This window comes from Streptomyces sp. NPDC032198 (assembly GCF_040636975.1).
Taxonomy (GTDB): Bacteria; Actinomycetota; Actinomycetes; order Streptomycetales; family Streptomycetaceae; genus Streptomyces.
Genome location: NZ_JBEZVL010000014.1, coordinates 254,652 through 270,721, shown reverse-complemented (window position 1 = coordinate 270,721; position 16,070 = coordinate 254,652). Strand labels below are relative to the sequence as shown.

12 protein-coding genes and 3 pseudogenes are annotated in these 16,070 nt (G+C 70.0%); 8 read left to right on the top strand and 7 right to left on the bottom strand.

Annotation, left to right across the window (positions count from 1 at the left end; all coding sequences use genetic code 11):
• The first annotated feature begins 61 nt into the window (after nucleotides 1-61).
• Together AB0E78_RS33055 and AB0E78_RS33050 are read left to right on the top strand one after the other, a co-directional pair.
• Nucleotides 62-643 carry a helix-turn-helix domain-containing protein gene (locus AB0E78_RS33055; protein WP_361840424.1) on the top strand — a complete coding sequence of 194 codons (582 nt, stop codon included), beginning with the start codon at nucleotides 62-64 and terminating at the stop codon, nucleotides 641-643.
• 63 nt (nucleotides 644-706) lie between these two features.
• A pseudogene (locus tag AB0E78_RS33050) lies at nucleotides 707-835 on the top strand (hypothetical protein); the annotation flags it as partial.
• A 73-nt stretch (nucleotides 836-908) separates the two neighbouring features.
• On the opposite strand, the gene AB0E78_RS33045 reads toward AB0E78_RS33050, so the two are convergent.
• Nucleotides 909-1,523, bottom strand: coding sequence for a PadR family transcriptional regulator (locus AB0E78_RS33045; RefSeq protein WP_361840421.1), 615 nt, complete (start codon nucleotides 1,521-1,523; stop codon nucleotides 909-911).
• 117 nt (nucleotides 1,524-1,640) lie between these two features.
• On the opposite strand from AB0E78_RS33045, the gene AB0E78_RS33040 reads away from it, so the two are divergent.
• The 4 genes and pseudogenes from AB0E78_RS33040 to AB0E78_RS33025 form a co-directional block, all read left to right on the top strand.
• Nucleotides 1,641-2,852 (top strand): NAD(P)/FAD-dependent oxidoreductase, encoded by a 1,212-nt coding sequence (locus AB0E78_RS33040; RefSeq protein WP_361840419.1) that lies wholly within the window; start codon nucleotides 1,641-1,643, stop codon nucleotides 2,850-2,852.
• 660 nt (nucleotides 2,853-3,512) lie between these two features.
• Nucleotides 3,513-3,833, top strand: a complete 321-nt coding sequence (locus AB0E78_RS33035; protein WP_361840417.1) for a CU044_2847 family protein — start codon at nucleotides 3,513-3,515, stop codon at nucleotides 3,831-3,833.
• Nucleotides 3,834-3,837: 4 nt separating this feature from the next.
• Nucleotides 3,838-5,613, top strand: a pseudogene (locus AB0E78_RS33030) (serine protease); the annotation flags it as partial.
• A 192-nt stretch (nucleotides 5,614-5,805) separates the two neighbouring features.
• Nucleotides 5,806-7,308 (top strand): annotated as a pseudogene (locus tag AB0E78_RS33025) (ATP-binding protein); the annotation flags it as partial.
• A 49-nt stretch (nucleotides 7,309-7,357) separates the two neighbouring features.
• On the opposite strand, the gene AB0E78_RS33020 reads toward AB0E78_RS33025, so the two are convergent.
• From AB0E78_RS33020 to AB0E78_RS33010, 3 genes are all read right to left on the bottom strand, one after another.
• Entirely contained in the window at nucleotides 7,358-7,771 is a 414-nt protein-coding gene (locus tag AB0E78_RS33020) for an arsenate reductase ArsC (protein WP_361840415.1), read from the bottom strand.
• Complete coding sequence (arsB, locus tag AB0E78_RS33015; RefSeq protein ID WP_361840539.1) at nucleotides 7,764-8,792, bottom strand: ACR3 family arsenite efflux transporter; 1,029 nt, start codon at nucleotides 8,790-8,792, stop codon at nucleotides 7,764-7,766. The genes AB0E78_RS33020 and arsB overlap by 8 nt, the downstream gene beginning before the upstream one ends.
• A 107-nt stretch (nucleotides 8,793-8,899) precedes the next feature.
• On the bottom strand, nucleotides 8,900-9,301 hold the full coding sequence (locus AB0E78_RS33010) for a metalloregulator ArsR/SmtB family transcription factor (protein ID WP_361840413.1): 402 nt from the start codon (nucleotides 9,299-9,301) through the stop codon (nucleotides 8,900-8,902).
• A gap of 103 nt (nucleotides 9,302-9,404) precedes the next feature.
• On the opposite strand from AB0E78_RS33010, the gene arsM reads away from it, so the two are divergent.
• A complete protein-coding gene (gene arsM, locus AB0E78_RS33005; protein ID WP_361840411.1) occupies nucleotides 9,405-10,304 on the top strand; it encodes an arsenite methyltransferase in 900 nt (299 codons plus the stop codon).
• Nucleotides 10,305-10,393: 89 nt separating this feature from the next.
• Here the strand turns inward: arsM and AB0E78_RS33000 are convergent, their stop codons facing one another.
• Both AB0E78_RS33000 and AB0E78_RS32995 read right to left on the bottom strand, forming a co-directional pair.
• Nucleotides 10,394-11,662 carry an APC family permease gene (locus AB0E78_RS33000; protein ID WP_361840409.1) on the bottom strand — a complete coding sequence of 423 codons (1,269 nt, stop codon included), beginning with the start codon at nucleotides 11,660-11,662 and terminating at the stop codon, nucleotides 10,394-10,396.
• A 166-nt stretch (nucleotides 11,663-11,828) separates the two neighbouring features.
• The gene (locus tag AB0E78_RS32995) at nucleotides 11,829-13,019 is read right to left on the bottom strand and encodes an MFS transporter (protein WP_361840407.1); all 1,191 of its coding nucleotides are present in this window, start codon (nucleotides 13,017-13,019) and stop codon (nucleotides 11,829-11,831) included.
• Between the two features lie 280 nt (nucleotides 13,020-13,299).
• On the opposite strand from AB0E78_RS32995, the gene AB0E78_RS32990 reads away from it, so the two are divergent.
• Complete coding sequence (locus AB0E78_RS32990) at nucleotides 13,300-14,532, top strand: ROK family protein (protein ID WP_361840404.1); 1,233 nt, start codon at nucleotides 13,300-13,302, stop codon at nucleotides 14,530-14,532.
• Here AB0E78_RS32990 and AB0E78_RS32985 read toward each other — a convergent pair.
• Nucleotides 14,529-15,848 carry an MFS transporter gene (locus tag AB0E78_RS32985; RefSeq protein WP_361840401.1) on the bottom strand — a complete coding sequence of 440 codons (1,320 nt, stop codon included), beginning with the start codon at nucleotides 15,846-15,848 and terminating at the stop codon, nucleotides 14,529-14,531. The two genes, AB0E78_RS32990 and AB0E78_RS32985, sit on opposite strands and share 4 nt — an antisense overlap.
• Nucleotides 15,849-16,070: the final 222 nt, after the last annotated feature.

The following is a 16,070-nucleotide window of genomic DNA, read 5'->3' as shown; positions in this document are numbered from 1 at the left end:
GGTCGGCCGCGGCACCGCCCGCGATCTCGGGGCCCGGACCGGCCCGGTAGGGTTCGGGGCCATGGCGCCCCGCACTACTCAGATCCTTGAAGCCGCCGCCCGGCTGATCGCCCGTCGCGGCGTCCGCGGCCTGCGTGTCGAGGAGCTGGCCGCCGAGGCGGGCGTATCGACCGGGCTGATCTACTACCACTTCAAGGACCGCACCGGGATCCTGCGCCACACGCTGGAGTTCATCAACGACCGCGCGGAGCGCTACACCACGGACCGCGATCCCGGCGCGCTGCCGCTCGCGCCCCGCGAGGAGCTCGACGAGGTTCTCCTCCTGGAGCTGCAGGACACCGTGGTGGTCAAGGAGAACAGCTCGGCCTGGGGCGAGTTGCGTGCGAGCGCCGTCTTCGACGAGGTGCTGCGGGAAGATCTCGCCAGGGCGACCCTGGTGTGGGTGCAGGAAGTGGCGGCGCTCCTCGGCCAGGTGCAGCCGATGGCACCGGCGCCCGCGCTGGCCGCGGCAGGAGAGCGGCTCACCGCGCTCCTGGAAGGCCTGAGCATGCGCTGGCTCAGCGGCGGGCTGCCGGTCGACCATGCGCGTGACCTGATGCGTGGCGCCATCGACGCCGAGCTGACGCTGCTACAGGACAAGTAGCGCCGGAACGGACGCCCCGCCGCCCCGCCGCCCCGCCGCCCCGCCGCCCCTCCGTCGTGACGGATTCCTCGCCTCCTACGCCACCTACTGCGCTCCTACGCCAACTGCCACGTGTGCAACGGCGCCGTCATCAGCCCACGCTCCGGTGACGCCGGGGCCGACGCGGCAGCCATGGCGACGCTGGCCCGCCTGAGTCCCGGCAGGGTCGGCGGAGGCACCCCGAGGCCCGTCCCCTCCCGCGGAAACTGCAGGAGAGGGGGCGGGCTCACTCATGTGCCGGTCCCGCCGCGAAGGCGTCGAGCTCATCCTTCGTCCATGCGAGCCCGCCGGCTCGCATGTCATCGACCACCGCGCGCACCCATTCCAGCTCCGCGGCCGTCACGGCTCGCAGGTACTCGGACTCCAGGCGGGTGATGCGCGGAAGGCCCCGATCAGCCTCCGTGGCCGTCGCCGCTTCCAGTCCGTCGAGCTTCTCCTTGAGCGCGTCGGCTCGCCGCTCCAGTGCGTCCGTCATCTCTTCCGGCGTGAGCAGCAGCAGGTTCGACAGGGCGGCCGGGAACTCCGGGAACTCCTGTCTGGGCGCCGAGAGCATCTCCAGCAGCCAGGCGCGGGCGGTCTCGCGCCCCGCGTCGGTGACTTCGTACACGGTCCGCTCGGGGTACTGCTGATCGCGCTCCGTCTCGCGCACCGCGATCAGCCCGTCGCCGTGGAGCCGCTCGATCGTGCGGTAGAGGCTCGCACGCTGCCGGACGTTGACGACCTGCTCCTTGCCCCATTCCTTGACCAGGCGCTGGATGCCGTACGGGTGCAGCGGTTGGTAGCTCAGCAGGGCCAGGACGGTGAGGGCGAGGGGCGAGCTGCGGGGAGCGGAGGAGGTCATGGACTCCACTTTAGCCACGGAATAACTAGTTGACCTGAGACTAGTTGCAGTGCAACTATCAGAGGGTCGGCGCGAGAGCGTCTTCCAGAAATCAGAAATCAGAAAGGAACCACCGAGATGACCCCCACGGGCAAAGCCCGCACAGCGATCGTCATCGGCGGCGGAATCGCGGGCCCGGTCGCCGCGATGGCCCTCCACCGCGCGGGTATCGAGGCGACCGTCTACGAGGCGTACGACTCCACGGCCGACGGGACCGGAGGAGGCATGACCATCGCCCCCAACGGCCAGAACGCCCTCGACGCGATCGGCGCGGGCGACCTCGTCCGCTCCATCGGCACCCCGGTCACCGCCATGGGCCTGCGGAGCTGGACGGGCAAGCCCCTCGCGCGGTTCGCCCCGCCCTCCCGCCTCCCGGCACAGCAGTTCGTCTGGCGCGCCGATCTCTACCGTGCGATCTACGACGAGGCGGAGCGCCGCTCGGTCCCCATCCTGCACGGCAAGCGGCTGACCGGCGCGACGGAAACCGGCTCCGGCGTCACCGCGCATTTCGCGGACGGAACGCAGGCCGGTGCCGACATCCTGATCGGCGCCGACGGCATCCGCTCCACGGTCCGCCCCCTCATCGACCCGGCCGCGCCGCAGCCGAACTACGCGGGGCTGGTCTGCTTCGGGGCCCGGATGAGTCAATCGGGACTCCCCTCCACCGACGGCGTCATGTACATGTGCTTCGGCAAGCGCGCCTTCTTCGGCTACCAGGTCTTCGACGACTCCTCGGCGGTGTGGTTCGTGAACCTGCCCCGCGTCCTGCCGATGACGGTCGCCGAGGCCCAGGCGATCGGCGCGAAGGAGTGGATGCTCACCCTGAAGAGCGCCTTCGCCGACGACCGCACGCCCGCCCTCGAGATGATCGGCCGAACCGACCCCGGCCAACTCCTCATCACCGGCCCGATGGAGAACATGCCACGGGTGCCGACCTGGACCCGCGGCCGCATGACCCTCATCGGCGACGCGGCCCACGCCGCCTCGTCCAGCTCGGGGCAGGGCGCATCCATCGCCACCGAGAGCGCCGTCGAACTGGCGCGCTGCCTACGGGATCTGCCCTACGACCAGGCCTTCTCGACGTACGAAGAACTGCGTCGCCCCCGCGTCGAACGCATCATCAGACTCGGCGCCCGCACGAACGGCAACAAGACCGCGGGCCCGGTCGGCCGCGCACTGCGCGACCTCTTGATGCCGGTGGCCATGAAGCTGGTCAACCCGGAGAAGACGGCCTGGCAGTTCGACCACCACATCGACTGGGACGCGAAGGCGGCCACGCTCACCTCGTGAGGATCTCGCAGCGGGAAGTCCTCGTCGACCATCGAATCCAGGCTGCTCAGCAACCCCTCAACACTCGCGTCCCTGGTCACATACAACCTCCCCGGTGCTTCTCCGAGCAGATCCGACGCGGCACGTCAGCGACCGGCACCGGCCACGGCATCCCCCGTAGGGCCCGCCACACCGCACATGCGCGGGCGACCGCGACCTCGCGATCAAGGCGGACCTGGACCGGGCGATCCTCAGCTACAACCACTCGGCCGCCTACCTGCGGACCCGGCCGGCCGGCGGAGGGGGTGTGGTCGTCGGCCAGCAGCCGTCGAACCCGTCCAATCCGTCGAATCCGACGATCCCGCGACCGGGCGACTCCGCGTCTCCGGGCGGCCCGACCCACCCCGGCCCACGCCCCTCCACCCCTCCTCCCGGAACGAGCCCCGCGCCTTCCACCCGCGCCCCCCACTCCGGGCTGCTCCCTCCCCGACGGGGTCGCCCGAGCCCTCACCGTCACCCTCTCCGTCGGACACGAGACCCCCGGACCCCTGTGCCCCTTGAGCGCCGTCACCCGAACCTTCCGAACCTCTGCTTCTTGCTGCGCGGTGATGGTGCTGTCCCCGAGGATGGAGGGGTCGCGACAGCGGCGTGGGCGTAGACCAGGGGCCAGGGGGACGTGCTGTGTCACAGCAGTTGACGATGATGCTCGGTGACAGCAGTGAGGCAGTTGCCGTGTTCGAGACCGACGCCGATCTGGACGGCGCGGATCTGGAGTTGGCAGCCGGGGATGGCCTGTTGGCGCGCACGCGTATGTCGCTTCACGAAGCCTTGGAGCAGGTGAAGCCCACCCTGGCCATGGTCGCCGAGACACTTCGGGAACTGGGGCCGGACGAGGCAGAGGTGGAGTTCGGCCTGAAGATGGGCGGTGAGACGGGTGTCATCATCGCCAAAGGAACGGCGGAAGTGAATTTCGCCGTACGCCTGACGTGGAATCGCCCCTGAAGCAATGGGCACGCAGCGTGAGGGATTCATCGTCAAGATCCGCGCCGGCACATCGGGTGTGCCCATCGGCGTCGGCTTCGTCGTCGGTGACAAGCAGATCGTGACCTGTGCCCACGTGGTCAATGTCGCCCTGGGGCGGACGAAGGACTGCGCGGACCGCCCTGCCGGAGAGGCCCGCATCCAGGTCGAGTTCGTGCTGTTGGGGGATGCGGAAGGATCGCCGCTGCGGCACTGCCGGGTCAGTTCCTGGGATCCACCGCCCGGGGCCGGCCGCCTGGGCCGGGATGTGGCGGGCCTTGTGCTGGTCGGCGGGGACACTCTTCCCGTGGGGGCGGGGGCGGCCCGGTTGCTCGATGCCCGTATGGGCCTTGTCGGTGACGCCGAGGTGAAGGTATTCGGCTATCCCGGAAACCCGCCCCGTACGGCCAACGGCGCCTGGAGCACGTGTGTGCTGCGCGGTGCAGTCGGCGGAGGACTCATCCAGCTGGACGCCGACAGTGAGTCGGCTCTACGGGCGCAACCGGGATACAGCGGGTCGCCGGTCGTAGCCGCGGACCGCTGGGGAGACGCGATCGTCGGCATGCTCTCGCTCGCGAGCCGCGACGGCTCCGCCGATGACGCGTACGCCGTGCCGTTGGCGGAGGTGTCGGCCGCATGGCCCGAATTCCTGGGCCGGAGCATCCTCCCGCCCTGCCCCTACCGAGGGCTGCAGGCCTTCAGCGCCGATGACGCATCGGCCGGTGTGTTCGTGGGGCGGGAGAGGGAGGTCGAAAGGCTCCGGGCCATGGTGAAGGCCCAGCCGTTGGTCATGGTCACGGGGCCGTCCGGGGTGGGGAAGTCGTCACTGGTCGCGGCCGGACTCGAACCCGAGCTGGCCGCGGACGGCTGGTCCGTGGCCTCGTTCCGCCCGGGCATGGCTCCCTACGAGTCCGTCGCCCGCGCCTTGCTTGAGCTCGAGCACCCACAGCGGAATCACAGCCTGGAGGAGCTGGAACACCGTGCTCGCGCCGTGCGGGAGGAAGGGTTCTGGACGGTCGCCTCAAGGCTGGCGGTGCTGACGGGCCGCCGACTGGCGTTGGTGGGGGACCAGTTCGAGGAGGTGCTGAGCAGCGGCGCGGACCGGCAGGATCCCCTGGGTTTCCTGCGGCAGTTCCTTCCGCCCCCGGACGAGGCGCAGGACCCGAACGTACGCCTGGTGTGCACCCTGCGCGCGGACTTCCTCCCCGACCTGCTGGAGATGCCCGACATCGGCCCCCGCCTCCAGGACCGGCAACTGAACGTGTCCCCCTTGGACGAACTGGCCCTGACCCGCGTGATCGTTGAGCCGGCCGCCGTGACGGGCGTCGCTTTCACGCCCGGTCTGGCGGAGACCATCGCGGCGGAGGCGAGTAGAGCGGCGGGCAGCCTTCCGCTGCTGGAGTTCACCCTCACGGAGCTGTGGCCCCTGCAGCACGACAGGCGGGTCAGTTTTGACAGTTACCACGGCCTCGGCGGTGTGTCCGGCGCACTGAACCAGCATGCGGAGAAGGTGTACCGCACCCTGTCCGAACAACTGGATGAGTCCCGGATCCGCCGTGTGCTGCTGTCCATGGTCCGGGCTCGCGGCGGCGCCGCCAGCGCGGTCCGCGTCACCGCCCACCGCTCCCACCTCGGCAAGGACTGGTATATAGCGCAGCTTCTCGCGGACCCCGAACAGCGGCTGGTCGTCCTTGGTCCAGAGGGGCCCGACACCGCGGAAATCGCGCATGAAGCACTGATCCGGGAATGGGCCAGGCTGGCGACCTGGGTGGAGGACGACGCCGATTTCCAACAGTGGCTCGCCGTCATCGAAGAGCGGGCGGGGGAAGGCGACCTTCTGTCCGCCACCCGTCTCGCGGAAGCCGACCGATGGCTTGGTGAACGTGCCCACGACATCCCTGAGCCGGTCACACGCCTCATCGAAGGCAGCCGCCAAGAGATCATGATGCAGCAGCAGACCGAACAGATGCTCAGCGCATCACAGGAGCTGACCGAGCAACTGCAGCAGCGCTCACGCGAGTTGGAGGAGCATCGCGCGGCCTTGCAGGACTCGAACGCGGAGCTGGAGGAGAAGGCCGAGCTGCTCGCCCAGCAGAACCGCCACATCGAGGTCAAGAACACCGAGATCGAAGAGGCCAGGCAGGTCCTGGAGGAGCGGGCCGAGCAACTCGCGATTTCGATGCGGTACAAGTCCGAGTTCCTCGCGAACATGTCGCACGAGCTGCGCACGCCGCTCAACTCGCTCCTGATCCTGGCCAAGTTGCTCGCGACCAATGCCGACGAGAATCTCACGCCCAAGCAGGTGCAGTTCGCCGAGACGATCCACGGCGCGGGCTCGGACCTGCTGCAGCTGATCAACGACATCCTCGACCTCTCCAAGGTCGAGGCGGGCAAGATGGACGTCTCCCCGACACGCATCGCCGTGGTGCAACTGGTGGACTACGTAGAGGCCATGTTCCGGCCGCTGACCGCGGAGAAGGGACTCGACTTCTCCGTGCATGTGTCTCCGGAGCTGCCCGAAACGCTGCGCACGGACGAGATGCGGCTCCTCCAGGTGCTGCGCAACCTCCTGTCCAACGCGGTGAAGTTCACCCACTCAGGAACGGTCGATCTGGTGATGCGGTACGCCAACGCCGATGTGCCCCGCGCCATCCGCGACCAGCTCCTGGACACCGGATCGTTACGGGACGCGGACGCGGATCTGGTCGCCTTCTCGGTGAGCGACACCGGCATCGGCATCGAGCCCGGCGAGATGCGGATCATCTTCGAGGCGTTCAAACAGGGCAGCAGCCTGATCAGCAGGAAGTACGGCGGCACGGGCCTCGGGCTGTCCATCAGCCGGGAGGTCGCGCGGCTCCTCGGTGGCGAGATCCATGCCGTGAGCGAACCGGGCCGCGGCTCCACCTTCACTCTGTACTTGCCGAAGGACTCCGCGGAGCCACCGCCGGTCCGGCATCCGGAATGGAGTGGCCCCGCCACCGCGGTGGCCCGGCGCGAGGACATACGGAGTGAGGCGTTTCCGCGACAAGGGGCGGACTCATTCGCCGGGATGAGCCCGGATCTCTCCGCACCCACCTTCCAGGGCGAGAAAGTACTGCTCGTCGACGAGGACATCCGGAGCGTGTTCGCGCTCACCAGCGTCTTCGAGCGGCAAGGGTTGTCCGTGCTGTACGCGGGGGACGGGCACGAAGGCATCGAGGTCCTCGAGCAGCACGGCGACGTGAGGGTCGTGCTGATGGAAATGCCGGGGACGGACGGGCACGTGACGGCCAGGACGATCCGCAGGAGCCCCCAGTTCGCCGGACTCCCGATCATCGCGCTCACCACGGAGGCCACGAAGGGCGACAACGAGAGGGCTGTCGAGTCCGGTGCATCCGACTACGTGACAAAGCCGATCGACTCGGATCACTTGCTCGCCCTCGTGAGCCGACGGATCAGTGAAGGGAACGACGACTGAAAGGCTGCGTGACCGGCGGTGCATCGCCGGAGCCCGGGTTGGCTCGCTGTCACCCCCGGGTCAGCAGCTCCGCCAGCAGCCCCCGGATCCGGCCCTCGATCTCGTCACGGATGGGGCGAACGCCTTCGACACCCTGACCAGCGGGGTCCGCCAGCTGCCAGTCCAGATACCGCTTGCCGGGGAAGACCGGGCAGGCGTCCCCACACCCCATGGTGATCACCACGTCGGAGGCCCGCACCGCCTCCATGGTCAGGACCTTGGGCACCTGGGCGGACAGGTCGATGCCGACCTCCGCCATCGCCGCGACAACAGCCGGGTTCAGGCTGTCGGCCGGGGCCGAGCCCGCCGAGCGGACCTCGATACGCCCCTGACCGTGATGGGTGAGGAAGGCGGCGGCCATCTGCGAGCGTCCGGCGTTGTGCACGCACACGAACAGCACGGACGGCTTTGGAGCGTCAGACATGAGCGGCATCCTCCTGAACGGTGGCCAACTCGGTCTGTCGGATGGGGGAGTGGGCAAAGAAGCGGCGGGCCCAGAGTGCGACATAGACCAGGGCGATCAGTACCGGCACCTCGATGAGCGGCCCGACGACCCCGGCCAGCGCCTGCCCCGAGGTCGCGCCGAACGTCGCGATGGCCACCGCGATGGCGAGTTCGAAGTTGTTGCCCGCCGCGGTGAACGCCAGTGTGGTCGCCCGCGGATAGGTGAGCCCGACCGCTCTGCCCAGGGCCATGGAACCGGCCCACATCACGGCGAAATAGACAAGCAGCGGCAGCGCGATCCGCACCACGTCCAGGGGCCGCGAGGTGATCGCCTCGCCCTGCAGGGCGAACAGCACCACGATCGTGAACAGTAGTCCGTACAGCGCGAACGGTCCGATCCGCGGGATCAGCTTCGCCTCGTACCAAGCGCGTCCCTTGGCCCTCTCGCCGAGCTTGCGGGTCGCGAAGCCGGCGGCCAGCGGGATCCCGAGGAAGATCAACACCGATCGGGCGATCTCCCACACGCTCACGTCCAGGCCGGTGGTCGCAAGGCCGAGCCAGCCGGGCAGGACGGACAGGTAGAACCAGCCGAGCAGGCTGAACGCCAGGACCTGGAAGACGGAGTTGAGGGCGACGAGGACGGCAGCGGCCTCGCGGTCACCGCAGGCCAGGTCGTTCCAGATGATGACCATCGCGATGCACCGGGCGAGCCCGACGATGATCAGGCCGGTCCGGTACTCCGGCAGGTCCGGCAGGAAGAGCCACGCCAGGGCGAACATCAGGGCCGGACCCAGCACCCAGTTCAGGACCAGCGAGGGAATCAGCAGGCGGCGATCGCGCGTGACGGATTCGAGACGGTCATAGCGGACCTTGGCCAGGACCGGATACATCATCACCAGCAGGCCCAGCGCGATCGGCAGGGAGACACCGGTGACGGTCACCTTCGCCAGCGCGTCCCCCAGGCCCGGGACCAGGCGGCCGAGCCCGAGGCCGGCGGCCATCGCGATCAGGATCCACACCGCCAGGAACCGGTCCACCAGCGACAGCCGTCCGGTCACCGACCCCGTCGCCCTCAACTCCGTCTTCGACGGGGAAGCAAGTCCCTCGCTCACGATGCGGCCCCGACCTGCTTGTCACGGGGCAGGGGCGACGCGGAGTCCGGGCGCGCCAGGATCGCGGCCAGCCGGTCCGTCTTCTCCGGCAGCAACCGGTAATACACCCAGGTCCCCCGACGCTCGGAGGTGATCAGACCGGCCTGCTTCAGCAGCTTGAGGTGATGAGAGATCGTCGGCTGCGACAGGTCGAAGGCCGGGGTCAGGTCGCACACGCAGATCTCACCGCCCTCCCGCGAGGCGATCATCGACAGCAGCCGCAGCCGCACCGGGTCACCCAGGGCCTTGAAGACCGGCGCAAGCTCGGCGGCCTGGTCCTCGTCCAGCGGGGCACTGAGCAGCGTCGGGCAGCACCCCTCGGCGTCCTGGCCGAGCACCACAAGCTCTTGTTTTGACATTCTTCTATATTGACAGTCTTCGATCCAAGGCGCAAGCTTGCATCGAGAAACGTCAATACAGCAGGGTCCGGGCAGCCGACCCCATCAACGAGGAGCCAACGTCATGAGCGAGCAGAACACCGACCTGCGCGAGACCGTCCGCCGGCGTTATGCCGCAGCTGCCGTCCAGGTCACCGAGGGCGGCACCGCCTGCTGCGGGCCACAGGCCATCGAGGTCGACGAGAACTTCGGCTCCACCCTCTACGCCGCCGACGAACGCGAGGCTCTGCCCGCCGAAGCCGTCGCCGCCTCACTCGGCTGCGGCAACCCCATCGCGGTCGCCGAACTGCACGAAGGCGACCGGGTCCTGGACCTCGGCTCCGGCGGCGGCATCGACGTCCTGCTGTCCGCCCGCCGCGTCGGCCCCACCGGCAAGGCCTACGGACTGGACATGACCGAGGAGATGCTCGCCCTCGCCCTTGCCAACCAGCGCAAGGCGGGCGCCACCAACGTCGAGTTCCTCAAGGGCACCATCGAGGCGATCCCGCTGCCCGCCGACACCATCGACGTCGTCATCTCCAACTGCGTCATCAACCTGTCCACCGACAAGCCCGCCGTCTTCGCCGAGACGTTCCGTATCCTCAGGCCCGGCGGCCGCCTCGGGGTCTTTGACGTCGTCGCCGACGACGAACTGACCCCCGCACAGCGCGCCGAGCGCGGCGACTACGTCGGCTGCATCGCAGGCGCCCTCTCCTTCGCCGAATACCGCGCAGGCCTGGAAGCCGCCGGGTTCACCGACGTCGACATCACCCCCACCCACGCGGTCGCCGACGGCATGCACTCCGCCATCGTCCGTGCCATCAAGCCCACCACCGCCACCCAGCAAGCCGCCGAACAGACCGAGGCGTCCGCCGAGGCCTGCTGCGGAGTCACCGCCTGCTGCACCCCCGCCGAACAGACCACCACTCCAGGGATCACGGTCGGTGAGGCCAAGACCGCATCCGGCTGCGCCTGCACGAACTGACCCCGGCCATCGACTGCGGGTTCGCCGGTTGGCGGGGGTCGGCCTGAAACCGGCCCGCACGACGACGGCGACGCGCAGTTCAGGTCGGATCAACCACGGGACCTGGCTGTCCTGCGTACGACGTATGAGCCCACGCCGACCGCCAGAACGAGGGCGCCGGAGAGGACAGCGGAGAGCGGGAGGCCGAAGGCCAGGGTCAGGCAGCCGGCCAGGCCCACGACGGGGACGACTCGCCAGGGTCGGCCCTCGTCCGCTGTCAGTGTCCAGGCGGAGGCATTGGCGATGGCGTAGTAGACGAGCACCCCGAAGGACGAGAATCCGATCGCGCCGCGCAGGTCGGCGAAGGCGACCAGGGCCACTACGGCGGCACAGACGGCGAGTTCGGCCCGGTGGGGGACATGGAAACGCGGGTGGACGGTGGCCAGCGCGTACGGGAGATGACGGTCGCGCGCCATGGCCAGAGTGGTGCGAGAGATGCCGAGGATCAGGGCGAGCAGTGAGCCGAGCGCGGCGACGGCGGCGCCGAGGCGCACCACCGGCGCCAGGGCGGGCACCCCGGCCGCGCGCACCGCGTCCGCGAGGGGCATGGTCGCGTCGGCCAGACCGCCGGGGCCGAGCACGGCAAGGACGGCGGTGGCGACCGCCGCGTATACCAGCAGCGTGATGCCCAGGGCGAGGGGGATGGCGCGAGGGACGGTGCGCCGGGGGTCGCGGACCTCCTCGCCGAGGGTGGCGATGCGTGCGTACCCGGCAAACGCGAAGAACAGCAGCCCGGCGGCCTCCAGCACGCCGCTCACGCTCACGTCGTCGCTCAACTCCAGGCGCACGAGGTCGGCTTGACTGCTGGTGAGGGATGCGATCACGACGGCGACGAGCACCGCGAGGACGAGGGCGACGATGGTGCGGGTCAGCCAGGCGGCCTTCTGGATGCCGGCATAGTTCACGGCGGTCAGGGCGACCACGGCGGCGATCGCGACCGGGCGTTCGTGTCCGGGCCATGCGTACGCGCCGACAGTGAGGGCCATGGCCGCGCAGGACGCGGTCTTGCCGATGACGAATGCCCAGCCCGCGAGGAACCCCCAGAAGGCGCCGAGACGTTCGCGACCGTAGACATAGGTCCCGCCGGAGGCGGGGTAGCGGGCGGCGAGCCGGGCTGATGAGGTGGCATTGCAGTAGGCGACCACGGCGGCCACCGCGAGACCGAGGAGCAGACCCGGGCCGGCGGCGCGGGCGGCGGGGGTGAACGCGGCGAAGATCCCCGCCCCGATCATCGACCCCAGGCCGATCACCACCGCGTCGTGAACCCCCAGCCGCCGTTTCAGGTGGGGGGTGCTCGCGGTCGCGGGCGGAGTGCTCATTCACGGCTCCTCGTCAGCGGGACGCCTCGCCTCGAGTGAGGACGGTAGCCGATGTCGGTAGCCGGCAGATTACGCCTCCGCCCGCGCGCTCTACGGCTCAGTGAGGTCCAGCTTCGCCAGTGAGATCCGGTTCGTGTGAAGGGTGGCTTTCGCTGCCCGCATTGCCTCAGCGGCGGGTCGTGTAGCCGATGACGGCGGCGAGGGCGGCCAGTACCGCGACGCTGGTGAGGGCGGTGGGGAGGGTGAACCAGTCGGCCATGAAGCCGATGGCGGGTGGTCCGAGGAGCATGCCGCCGTAGCCGAGGGTGGAGGCGGTGGCGACGCCGTTGGGTCCGGCGAGGGCGCCGGCGCGTTCGACGGCGACGGGGAAGATGTTGGCGAGTCCGAGGCCGGTGACGGCGAAGCCGAGGAGGGTGAGCCATACGGAGGGTGCGAGTGCGCCGAGGAGCATGCCTGCGGCGGCTGTGGCGCCGCCGCCCACGAGGATCGGGGTCTGGCCGAGTCGTTCGAGGAGGGTGGTTCCGCTGAGGCGGCCGATGGTCATGGCGAGGGCGAAGCAGGAGTAACCGGCGGCTGCGATGCCGGGGTGGGCCGCGAGGTCCTGTTCGAGGTGGAGGGCGCCCCAGTCGGCGAGTGCTCCTTCGCCGTACGCGGTGCAGAGGGCGATGAGGCCGAAGACGATCACCAGGCCGCGGGTGTGGGAGCCCGGGCGGCGTGGGGCGGCCTCGGTGTCGGGCTGCTCGGCCGGAGGCGCGGGGGGTTCGAGGCGCAGGAGGGTGCGCCCGGCGACGGCGGTGACGAGCAGGCCGATCACGGTGAGGCCGAGGAGGTGGCGCGTGGGGGAGAGGGAGCCCGCTATCAGGCCGCCGAGCCCGGCGCCGACCATGCCGCCCAGGCTGAACGCGGCGTGGAAGCTGGGCATGATCGGTCGCCGCAGAGCGGCCACCAGGTCGACGGCGGCGCTGTTCATGGCCACGTTGATGCCGCCGTAAGCAGCCCCGAACACCAGGAGTACGAGGCCGAGTGAGAGCGCGGAGTGCGTCAGCGGCGGCAGGGCGATGCTCAGCGGCATCAGGACCCCGCAGGCCACGGTCACCGGGTGGCTGCCGAAGCGGCGGCAGAGCCGTCCCGTGAGCGTCATCGTGATCACGGCACCGGCGGAGACCCCGAGCAGCGCGAGCCCGAGGTCGCTCGCCGAGGCGCCGGTCTGTTCCTTGATGGCGGGGATGCGGACGACCCATCCGGCGAAGATGAAGCCGTCGAGCGCGAAGAAGACGGTGAGTGCGACACGGAGCCGGGCGAGGCCCGGGGGAGTGGCCCGCGACGCTGCGGACGTGGTTTTGTTTAGTAGCGGCACAAAGTCAGACTAGAGGTGTGCCCCCGTGGCGTACAAGACAGTTCCTGTGAGGCGGGGATCACCGATGGGCAGATGGTTCGGGTGACGCGACTGGCATGGGCTGTCATGGGTCGGCGTGGGCTGACACGGGCAGCAGGGGGTGGCGCGGGTCGGCGTAGGTCGGCGCGGGCTGGTGGGAGGTTCTTGTGAAGCGGCAGGGGAAGGGCGGCGGAAGATTGGTGTACGGGCGGATGACGGCTGAACGGCGAGGCGGCGTACGGATCATGGGAGACTCGCCCTCATGAACGGCAAGGCTGCCCCCCGCGCCGAGGGGGATCTGTCCACGCGTACGCGCCTGGAGCGCGGGCGCGGCGCGCTCGGTCCCGCCCTCGAACTCGTCCACACCGGGCGCGCCCCGACCCGTGCCGTGCTCACCGCCGAACTCGGCGTCACCCGCGCCACGGCGGGCGCCGTCGCCGCCGAGCTCGAGGCGCTCGGCCTGATCAGGATCGACGCGAGGCCGAGCGCGCCCGCGGGTTCCCAGGGCCGCCCGTCGCACGGTCTTTCCATCGCGGAGGACGGGCCGGTCGCGCTAGCCGCACAGGTGCACTCCGACGGTTTCCGGGCCGCGCTCGTCGGGCTCGGCGGCCGGATCGTCGCCACCGCGCCCGGCTGCGAGACGATCGACGCCGACCCGGCACAGGTGCTCGGCTCGGTCATCGACGCGGGTGCCCAACTGCTGCGGGAGACCGGCAGGCGCTGCGTCGGCGCGGGCCTCGCGGTGCCTTCGGCCGTCGCCGAACCGGAGGGCACCGCGCTCAACCCACTGCACCTGGCGTGGCCCGCGGGCTCGCAGGTCCGCCAGATCTTCGCCGACTGCGTACGGGACGCGGGCATCACCGGCCCTGCGTTCGCCGCCAACGACGTCAACCTCGCCGCGCTCGCCGAGCACCGGCACGGCGCAGGGCGTGGCGCCCGCGATCTGCTGTGCGTCGCGACCGGGCACCGGGGGGTCGGCGGTGCGCTCGTCCTCGATGGGCGCCTGCACACGGGCAGTTCGGGCCTCGCGCTGGAGGTCGGCCACCTCACCGTCAATCCCGAGGGCCGCCCATGCCACTGCGGAAGCCGGGGCTGCCTGGACGTCGAGACGGACCCGCTGGCCTTCCTCACCGCGGCGGGTCGCGAACCCGGGCCCGAGGGGCTGTTGCTGCAGGCCCGCGAACTGCTCCGTGACGCGGGCGGCGAACCCGCGGTCCGTGCGGCGGCCGAGGAGCTCATCGACCGCCTCGGCCTGGGGCTCGCGGGCCTGGTGAACATCCTCAACCCGGACCGCATCATCCTGGGCGGCCTGCACCGCGCGCTCCTCGAAGCCGACCCCGAGCGGCTCCGCGCCGTCGTCGCCGACCGAAGCCTGTGGGGGCGCAGCGGCGGCGTACCGATCCTGGCCTGCACGCTGGACCACAACAGCCTGGTGGGGGCCGCCGAGCTGGCCTGGCAGTCGGTACTCGACGACCCTCTGGGGGCGCTGGGTTAGGCCTCGATGCGCGGAGTGGTCTCCTTGGCGGTGGCCGGTGTCGGTGTCGGTGTTGATGTCGGTTCCGGTGTCGATGTCGGTTCCGGCGCCTGGGAGTGGGCCGCCGTCGCGATCTGTGGGTCAACACCGGCTATTTCGGGGGTGGTTCGTGCCTCGCGCAGCCGCTTCAGGTCGGGCAGCAGCGTGACGAGACCGAGCGCGGCGAGGGCGGCGCCGATCCAGAGCGGCGCCCGCAGGCCGAACGTATCGATGGCGGGCCCGCCCACGGACGTCGCGATGATGATGCCGAGGGTGATGAACGAGGAGTGGACGGTGTTGACCAGCGGCCGGGCGTTGCCGGTGCGCTGGACGCGGGTCACCAGGGCCGGGTTCATGGTTACTCCGACCAGGCCGATGCCCATCATCAACATCACGGCGGCCAGGCTCAGTTGGGCGAACAGGGCGAAGCCGGCAAGGAACGCCAGGTTGAGCAGCAGGCCGGTGAGCAGGACCGGCACGGTGTGCTTGTCGGCGAAACGTCCGACGGCGGTGTTGCCGATCACGGTGGCCGCTCCGTACGCGATGAGCAGCAGCGGGACGGCGCCCGTGGAGAAGCCCGTGACCTCGGTGAGGATCGGGTTGAGGTAGCTGAAGGCGGAGAACGTGGCACCGATGACGAAGGTGCTGGTGGTGAGCGTCAACCAGAGCCGGGGGCTGCGGAAGGCGCCCAGCTCCTGGCGCAGTCCGCGGGCGCCGTCGCTGCTGCCCTCGCCGCTGCCGTCGTCGGCGCGCTCGGTGCGCGGCACCCCGGCGAGGGTGGCAAGCGCGGCAAGGACGGTCAGGCCGGTGATGGCCCAGAACGCCGCGCGCCAGCCCAGGTGTTCACCGATGACGGTGGAGAGCGGCAGCCCGAGGAGGGTGCCGAGCATGAGCCCGTTGAGGGCCACCGCGATGGCCCTGCCCCGCACATCGGGGCGGGTGAGCTCCGCGCACATGGAGATGGAGACACCGAAGAAGGCCTGTGATGCGATGCCGGTGATGACGCGGGCCACCAGCATGGTGCGATAGTCCGGGGCCAGGGCGGCGAGAACGTTGCCCGCCAGGAAGATGCCGAACAGAACCAACAGCGCTGACTTCTGACGCGTCTTCAGCAGAGCGATGGTGAGGAAGGGACCGCCGAACGCCATCGCTGCGGCGAAGGCGGTGATCAGGTACCCGATCTCCGGAATCGTGGCATCGAGCCCGTCGGCCATTTGCGGCATCAGACCGGCGACCACGAATTCACTGGTCACCATGGCGAAGATGCCGAGGGCCAGGAGGTAGACGGCGCGGGGCATGGGGGCTCCTGTTCAGGGGGTGGGTTGAGTGGGGAGGGGGTGAGTGAGCGGCGTGCGAGTTATGCACTGGTCGGTACGAAACGGTTATGCACTGATCGGTACACAATGAGGGCGTGCGGGGGTGACGCGTCGGTGAGTCGGCGGGTTGGCGGGGCGGGTGGGTCAATGGGTCGGTGGGCCAGTGGGCTGGTAGGCCAGCGGCTCAACAGGTCTGCGGGTCTG